This window comes from Microbacterium sp. HMWF026, assembly GCF_003061325.1.
Taxonomy (GTDB): domain Bacteria; phylum Actinomycetota; class Actinomycetes; order Actinomycetales; family Microbacteriaceae; genus Microbacterium; species Microbacterium testaceum_E.
The window spans coordinates 43539-51045 of sequence record NZ_QAJB01000072.1 but is presented as its reverse complement, the minus strand read 5'-3'; the positions used below and the strand labels follow the sequence as shown (position 1 = coordinate 51045).

Annotated in this window: 7 protein-coding genes and 1 pseudogene; 6 read left to right on the top strand and 2 right to left on the bottom strand. The window is 64.5% G+C overall.

Annotated features, from left to right (window positions below; genetic code table 11):
- Both DBR36_RS03565 and DBR36_RS03560 read right to left on the bottom strand, forming a co-directional pair.
- Nucleotides 1-1298, bottom strand: a 1298-nt coding sequence (locus DBR36_RS03565) for a proton-conducting transporter membrane subunit (protein WP_308810938.1), incomplete at its 3' end; no start/stop codon positions are given.
- Between the two features lie 97 nt (nt 1299-1395).
- On the bottom strand, nt 1396-2445 hold the full coding sequence (locus DBR36_RS03560; protein ID WP_108317602.1) for a LacI family DNA-binding transcriptional regulator: 1050 nt from the start codon (nt 2443-2445) through the stop codon (nt 1396-1398).
- A 77-nt stretch (nt 2446-2522) separates the two neighbouring features.
- On the opposite strand from DBR36_RS03560, the gene DBR36_RS03555 reads away from it, so the two are divergent.
- From DBR36_RS03555 to DBR36_RS18745, 6 genes and pseudogenes are all read left to right on the top strand, one after another.
- Entirely contained in the window at nt 2523-3764 is a 1242-nt protein-coding gene (locus DBR36_RS03555; RefSeq protein WP_108317601.1) for a sugar MFS transporter, read from the top strand.
- A gap of 9 nt (nt 3765-3773) precedes the next feature.
- A pseudogene (locus DBR36_RS03550) lies at nt 3774-3926 on the top strand (endonuclease); the annotation flags it as partial.
- Nucleotides 3927-3986: 60 nt separating this feature from the next.
- On the top strand, nt 3987-5642 hold the full coding sequence (locus DBR36_RS03545) for a recombinase family protein (protein WP_108317598.1): 1656 nt from the start codon (nt 3987-3989) through the stop codon (nt 5640-5642).
- 201 nt (nt 5643-5843) lie between these two features.
- Nucleotides 5844-6275, top strand: a complete 432-nt coding sequence (locus tag DBR36_RS03540) for a hypothetical protein (RefSeq protein ID WP_108317597.1) — start codon at nt 5844-5846, stop codon at nt 6273-6275.
- A 96-nt stretch (nt 6276-6371) separates the two neighbouring features.
- The gene (locus tag DBR36_RS03535; RefSeq protein ID WP_108317596.1) at nt 6372-6863 is read left to right on the top strand and encodes a type II secretion system protein J; all 492 of its coding nucleotides are present in this window, start codon (nt 6372-6374) and stop codon (nt 6861-6863) included.
- Nucleotides 6864-6945: 82 nt separating this feature from the next.
- Nucleotides 6946-7434 (top strand): prepilin-type N-terminal cleavage/methylation domain-containing protein, encoded by a 489-nt coding sequence (locus tag DBR36_RS18745; protein ID WP_108317595.1) that lies wholly within the window; start codon nt 6946-6948, stop codon nt 7432-7434.
- Nucleotides 7435-7507 lie beyond the last annotated feature (73 nt).

Below are 7507 nucleotides of genomic sequence, written 5' to 3'. Positions count from 1 at the left end.
GTCCAATACGCCCCCCAGAGGAAGCGGATGCCGTACCCCGCCGTGAGCGCCGAGCCGACCACGATGCCGATGAGCGCCACGATGCCCCACGCCGCACCCTGCTCCGCCTCGTGCAGCAGCGCGGTCAGCGCGGTCTCTTTCGCGACGAATCCGAGGGTCGGGATGACGCCGGCCATCGAGGCGATGGCGATGAACGAGGCGGTGGCCATGACGGGCGCCTGACGGCCCAGCCCCGAGAGCTGGCCGATGTCGCGGGTGTTCAGCTGGCGGTCGATCACGCCGACGACCAGGAACAGGCACGACTTGAAGAGGGCGTGACTCAGCAGCAGGGCGACGCCGGCCAGCGCCGCGTCGCGCGTGCCGTACCCGAGCATGACGGTGAGGAAGCCCAGCTGGCTGACGGTGCCGAAGGCGAGGATGCGCTTGAGGTCGCGCTCGCGCAGCGCCTGGAACCCGCCCAGCAGCATGGTGAAGACGCCGAGGGCGATGAGCGTCGGCCGCCAGAACGGGGTCTCGGCGAAACCCGGTGCAAGGCGGGCGATGAGGTAGATGCCCGCCTTGACCATGGCGGCGGCGTGCAGGTACGCGCTCACCGGGGTGGGGGCGGCCATCGCGCCGGGGAGCCAGAAGTGGAAGGGGAAGATCGCGGACTTGCTGAGGGCCCCGACCAGCAGAAGGAGGACGGCGATGTCGACCACCGTGCCGGTGGGCGGGTCGGCGAGGATCGCCTCGAGGCTCGAGGTCCCCGCCTGCACGACCATCAGCACGACGCCGATCAGCATGACGAGACCGCCGAGGGTGGTCACCAGCAGTGCCTGGAGCGCCGCTCGGCGACTGGCCGCGCGGGCGTGGTAGTACCCGATGAGCAGGTACGACAGGACGCTCGTCGCCTCCCACAGCATGACGAGCACGACGATGTCGTCGGTCAGCACGAGGCCGTACATCGCGCCGGCGAAGGCCAGCAGAACCGCCGAGAACTGTCCGACGCCCTGGGTCTTGCCGCGGAAGTACCAGCGGCAGTAGAGCATGACGAGCGCTCCCACCCCGGTGACGACGAGGGTCAGCAGCCACCCGAGGACGTCCATGCGCATCGAGAGCGAGACGTCGATGGCGGGAATCCAGCGGTATTCCTCGAACGGAATGTCGCCCGCGAACACGGCGGGAGCGAGCAGGACGGCGTGGACGAACGCCAGGGCCGGGAGGACGGCGGCGACGAAGAAGGCACGAGCGCCGATCCGCGAGACGAGCCACGGGAGGAGCAGGGGAAGAGCCGCGAAGGCGCCCAGGAACAGCAACATGTTCGGGCCTCCTCGGGGTCGACGAGCGGGTGCTCGGGCTCTCGGGGTGTCGGAACCTATTCTATGCGGCGCATGGGAGTCCCTGCGCCGCGGATTCTCATGTGCTAGGCGGGGCGGCCGTCGTGGTGCCCTCGCGGAAGGTGCACGACAGGTCGAGCCCGGACGGCGCGGCGTCCTCGAGCATCGCCGCGACGGCCTCGCCGGCCGCGCGCCCCTTGGCGGTCGCGGGCTGCACGAGCGTCGTCAGGACATGGGGCGCCAAGCCGTCAACGACCACTCCGTCGAAGCCGGTCACGCTGACGTCCTCCGGAACGCGCAGCCCCGCCTCTTCGGCCGCCCGGATGACCCCGGCCGCCAGCAGGTCGCTCTGCGCGATGACCGCCGTGGGGCGACGGGCGGGATCGGCGAAGATCGCCCGCCCGGCGATCGCGCCCTCATCGATCGAGCTCGTGGCCGCGGCCATCGCGGGCGCGTGGGGGAAGACGTCGCGCGCTCCCGCGAGACGGTCCGCCGTGACGTCCACCCGGATCAGGGCGTCGTCGGCGATCCAGCCGCGGTGGCGGGAGGTGTCGATCGGCAGCGTCACCAGGACGACGTCGCGGTGGCCGAGGGCTGCGACGTGCCGCGCCGCCGTCCGCTGCGCCTCGACGTTGTCGAGAAGCACCCGCGGGATCCCCTCTCCGGCGTCGCCCTCGACGACGACCACGGGGATGCCGCGACCCCGGACGATCTCGAGCGATTCCCGCATGCGCGGGCTGCAGCCGATCAGAACGGCGGCGTCGATCGGTGCGGTGTGCAGCGAGGGTTCGCTGACGGTCACGCCATCGTCGCGCAGAAGCAGCAGGGCGGCGCCGAGACGCGAGACGCCGTCGGCGAGACCGTCCATCATGTGCGTGGTCACCGGGTCGAGGAAGGCGGTGCCCAGATGCTGGTCGAACACGACGCCGACGATGCCGGAGCGTCCGCGGCGCAGCGAGGCCGCGCGCGGATCGGGTCCGGTGTAGCCCAGCGCTTGTGCGGCTGCCAGGACGCGGGAGCGCACGTCGGCCGAGGTGGGCGTCTTGCCGCTGAAGACCACGGAGGCGGTCGAGGGCGAGACGCCCGCTTCTCGGGCGACGTCGCTGATGGTCGCGCGGCGGGTGCTCACCGGGTGATCGTAACCCGCGCCGCCGCGCATTCCGAATCGATTCGATCCGCGTCGAATCGTTTCGCTACAGTGTGCTCATGCACTCCACGCTGACCCGCTCCCAGCTCGTGCGCTGGCACGTCGCGATCTGCGCCATCTTCCTCGCGAGCGGGCTCAGCATCTCGACCTGGGCGTCACGGGTGCCGCAGATCCGCGAGTCGCTCGGCATCGAGAACTCCGGGGTGGGCCTGCTGCTGCTCGGCATGGGCGTGGCATCCATCATCGGTCTGTCGGTGGCACCGGCCGTCATGGCGCGCATCGGCGCGCGATCCGGCATGCTCGTCGCGCTCGTACTGGTGGGCGTGGGCCTGGCGATCATCGGATTCGGCGCCGACACCGTGCAGGTCTTCGGCGTCGCCCTGGTGGGGCTGGCGCTGTTCGGCTTCGGCAACGGCGCGGTCGACGTGATGATGAACGTCGAGGGCGCCGCGCTCGAGAAGGCCACGGGGCGCACGATCATGCCGCTGCTGCACGCCTTCTTCAGCTTCGGCACCGTCATCGGCGCGGGTCTGGGCTTCGTCGCGGTGAGCCTGCGCATCCCGGTCGTGGCGCACTGCGTCGCGATGGGCGTCGTCATCCTCGTCGTCGCGTTCGTCGCCGTGGCCAACGTGCCACGGACCGAGGCCGGCCTCGACGCCCCGGCCGACGAGGAGCGCCGGCACTGGCGCGAGCGGCTCGCCGTCTCGCTGCAGGCCTGGCGCGAGCCCCGCACCTACACCCTGGGCGTGATCATGCTCGGCATGGCCTTCGCCGAGGGCAGCGCGAACGACTGGCTCCCCTCTGCCGTCGTCTACGGTCACGGCGCGCCCGAAGAAGCCGGTCCCGCGGTGCTGGCCGTGTTCTCGGTCGCGATGACCCTCGGACGCATCGCCGGCGGACCGGTGGTCGATCGACTGGGCCGCGTGCTCGTGCTGCGCGTGCTGGCCGGCACCGCAGCGGCGGGCCTGCTGCTGTTCATCCTCGCGCCGTTCGGTCCGCTGGTGTTCGTCGGCGCCGCGCTGTGGGGCCTCGGCGCGTCGCTCGGCTTCCCCATCGGCATGTCGGCGGCCGCCGACGACCCGGCCAAGGCGGCCTCGCGCGTCGCGGCCGCGGCGACCATCGGCTACGTCGCCTTCCTCTGCGGCCCGCCGATCCTCGGGTGGATCGGCGACCACATCGGCCTGCTGAACACCCTGCTCATCGTGGTCGGGTTGATCGTGGCATCCGGTCTCTTCTCGGGCGCGGCCAAACCGCTCGCGGTCGAAGCCGCCCGCACCGCCGAGCCCGCGCGGCGCGATTAGGCTCGTCGGGTGCGTCTCGTCATCGCCCGTTGCTCCGTCGATTACACCGGCCGTCTCAACGCGCATCTGCCCCTCGCCACCCGTCTGCTCGTCCACAAGAACGACGGCAGTCTGCTGGTGCACTCCGACGGCGGTTCGTACAAGCCGCTGAACTGGATGAGCCATTAGTGTTGTATGTTTCCAAACGACGGCGCTTCGATGCGTCGAGTTCGGGGATGACGGTTGACGACGGCGGCAATCTACACACGAATCAGTAGCGATCCTGGTCGAGAAGGCATCGGCGTAGAGGATCAAGAACGTCAGTGTCGAGAACTGGCGGCTTCCAAAGGTTTACAAGTAGTCGAGGTCTACACCGACAACGACAAAGGCGCGTCAGAGAAGACCCCCTCCACCAAGGTCCGTGACGACTACAACCGGATGCTTGCCGATGCCAGAGCTGGCAACTTCCGCTTCGTCCTTGCCTACACGGCTTCCCGATTGACTCGCAGGCTAGAAGAGCTGGACGACTTCGTGAAGCTCGCACAGCCGCCCTACGGAGTTCGAGTCCTCACCGTGGGCAGTGGTGACGATGATCTGACTACTGCCGACGGCCTCATGATGGCTCGTTTCAAAGCAGTCATTGACGCTGGTGAGTCCCATCGAATCTCTGATCGAGCCAAATCCTCGCACCTCGCTCGTGCTCGGAAAGGCATGCTCCGACGCTCGCCGTGGAGAAGTTTCGGCTTCCAAGAGGACGGGATAACTCATCACCCCGACGAAGCCGCTCTCATCAAGGAAGCCGTAGACCTCATCAAAGGTGGAGCGGGCCTTCGAGAGGTAGGAAGGCTCTGGGAGAAGCGAGGGGTCAAGGGAACACCAGTCTGGAAGAAGGGTCTCGCTAAAGGTGAGCGAGTACAGCGGACCGAGTGGTCGCACTCTGATGTCAAAGAGATCGTCTTCCGATGGAAGAACGTAGGCATCCGCGCGCGCTACGGTGAACCCGTTGTTGTCGACGGCGAGTACGTCAAGGGTGAGTGGGAGCCCATCTATAGCCTTGAGGATCGTGAGGCTGCACTTGAGAAGATCAACACAAACTATGTGAAGCCTTACAAACGAAGCACCAAGGGCGTCCTGTCCGGCATTCTCGTCTGCGGGAAATGCGGTCGTAACCTTTACGGCAACTCAGGTTCAGGGCGAGCCAACCCCTTCTACGTCTGCACTGACGGCCGAAAGTCTCATCTTGGAATCAGCGCACCGGCGCTTGAAGAGTACGTTCAGAGGGTTGTCTTCCGGTACGCCATGGAGCGTGCCTACTACGGCGAGGAAGAAGCCAAGAAGCAGCTCATCCCATGGCCCGGCGAAGAACGACTAAGCGTGATCGCCGCCAAAAGGGAGGAACTTATGGCTGCGTACAAAGCGGGAGCCCTCTCGGGCAGCATCGTCTTCCCAACCGTTGAAGAATTCCGCATCGAAGAAGTCGAGCTGGTCAAACAACGGACCCAGCACTACGCCCGACAGATGCCGACCGAACGTTTGATCAAGCATCCAGTAGAAGCCATCCAACTGCTCATGAACTTCCACAACGAGCCGATTGAACGGCGGCGCGTCGCCCTGAGAGATGAGCTTGAGCGAATCGTCATCGGGCCGGGTGAGCAAGGTAGACGCGGCCACGCCGCCATGGTCAAACGGGTCGAGTTCGAATGGAAAGATCCTCACCCGATCTTCAACAACCGAACTGCCGAAGAGGCTCACGATGAGCCCCTGATGGGCTTCCTCGTCCAAGAGTGGGCGAAGAAAGAGGGCGACACACCGCCACCTCGCGAAGACCGGGAAGCCTACGAGAAGTGGCTTGAAGCTCGGTGGGCACGATCCGTCGAAGCCGAGGAAGGCTTGCCGTAGCGATATAGCCCTCGGAACGACTATTCCGACAGTGTGAACTCCTTTGTCACGTTGTGTCCAACCTTCGGGTCACTGGCCCCTCACCTGACAGCTTGAGCAGGTGAGGGGCCAGTTGCATGTGCTGAACCTTGCGAGGGTTTCCTCAAGCCGCGTTAGAGAGACCTGTGGACACAATCACACGTCGAACTAGGAGTCTCCATCATGAACCTCGCCACCCTCAAAGCAAGCGCCAGCGCAGCCGCCCGAAAGAGCTACACGGTCAAGAACATGGCCGTAGCAGTGCTCACCCTCGGCATCCTCGCGCCGCTCGCAGTTCTCTTTACGACTTCGCTCACGACTCAGGAGAGCGCCGACCCTATAGAGCAGACGAGTATCCGTCTCATCGAAGAAGCTCTACCGGTTGCTCAATCAATCGATGCGCCCAGCAACTTCGAGAAGGCAACCGTGGGTGAGCGAGCCGCCTACACAATGGCCGTCCTCGACGCCATGCAGCCCTTCGACGAGACCGACTCAGCGGGCCGTGCCTATAGCGTCTTACCGTTGACCGATGACTCAGGGCAGATCGTTTTCTGCGTGGCAGTCGAGGACGGCGAAGACCTCCATACCTACGGCACCGACCCGTTCTGCAACTGACACCGCCGTAGAGAACCCCCGCCCGAAGGAGGGCGGGGGTTTTTCGTGAACGCGTTAGAGAACTCTTTGACACGACGAGCGATCCCCGGAGGAACCATGAGTAACAGCGACATCAATACCGACACCGAGGCGGGGTTCACTCTTCTGGAGATGGTAGTGACCATGGGGCTTTTCGGAGCACTCACGATCATGGTCTTCAACCTGTTCTCTACGTCAATGGAAGTAAGCAAGAACGCCGCTCAGCCGGTCAACGACTACATCGACGCACAGCCCGCCTTGGATGCACTGAGTGAAGCTGTCCGTAACTCGCCTGACATTCAACCCGCCGTTGGAGCCGATGCCCTCTTCGTCTTGGACCAAGAACGGAAGTACAGCGTTTGGCGTGTGACTGATGCAGGACTTACCAACGGGCTTCGCACTTTCAAGGGTGTTCAGGAAGCTCAATTCGAGGACATAGATGGACTCACAGAAGTGACCCTCACTACTAGGAGCGGCTTCACTACTTCAGCCCGTCTCGGATCTCGCTTCCCTCGGACCGAGACCATGTTCTCCAAAGCCTTCATGGCTGCATATATGCCCGCCAGCTGACCGACGCACTAATCTCAATCACTCGTTAGAGAACTCCTTGTAAGCGTGGAACTACGCCAAGAGCTCAATCAAGGAGAACAGCATGAAAATAGGCCAGCAAGAAGAGGCCGAGAGTAAGCAAGAAGGCTTCACTCTCATTCAATTAGTGATCGTGGTCGCGATCATCGGCATTCTGGTAGCCATAGGTATTCCGGCTTACGGCGGGATTGTCAAGGAGACTCGGAAGGCTGCATATGCAGGGGAGGCTCAGAAGGTCGCCGAGACCATCGTCGCCCGATTTGTTCAAGAAGGGGGAACTTTGGCTGGAGAGAGCTGGGATAACGGTTCCTCCAACGCTCAGCTCATGGAGCGCATAGGCCGTGAGGTAGTGCACGATCTGGACCCCGAGTTCGAATCTCGGGCATGGGACGAGCCTCCTGCGAGCGGCCACTGGGTCAACCTGCAGGGCGTCGGGATCAACGGCGAATGGCCAGCATGGGAGATTGCTCCTCAGATTCAGGTCTATGACTTGGACGGCGACGTCTTCTACGAGTACGGAGGAACCCACCGCTTCGGGGGAAACTTGGAGTAAGTGCCGCTTCACCTCAGGGAACTCCCGTCTACTTCAGTGGACGGGAGTTCTTAGTGAGAGCGACCCCGCCGCA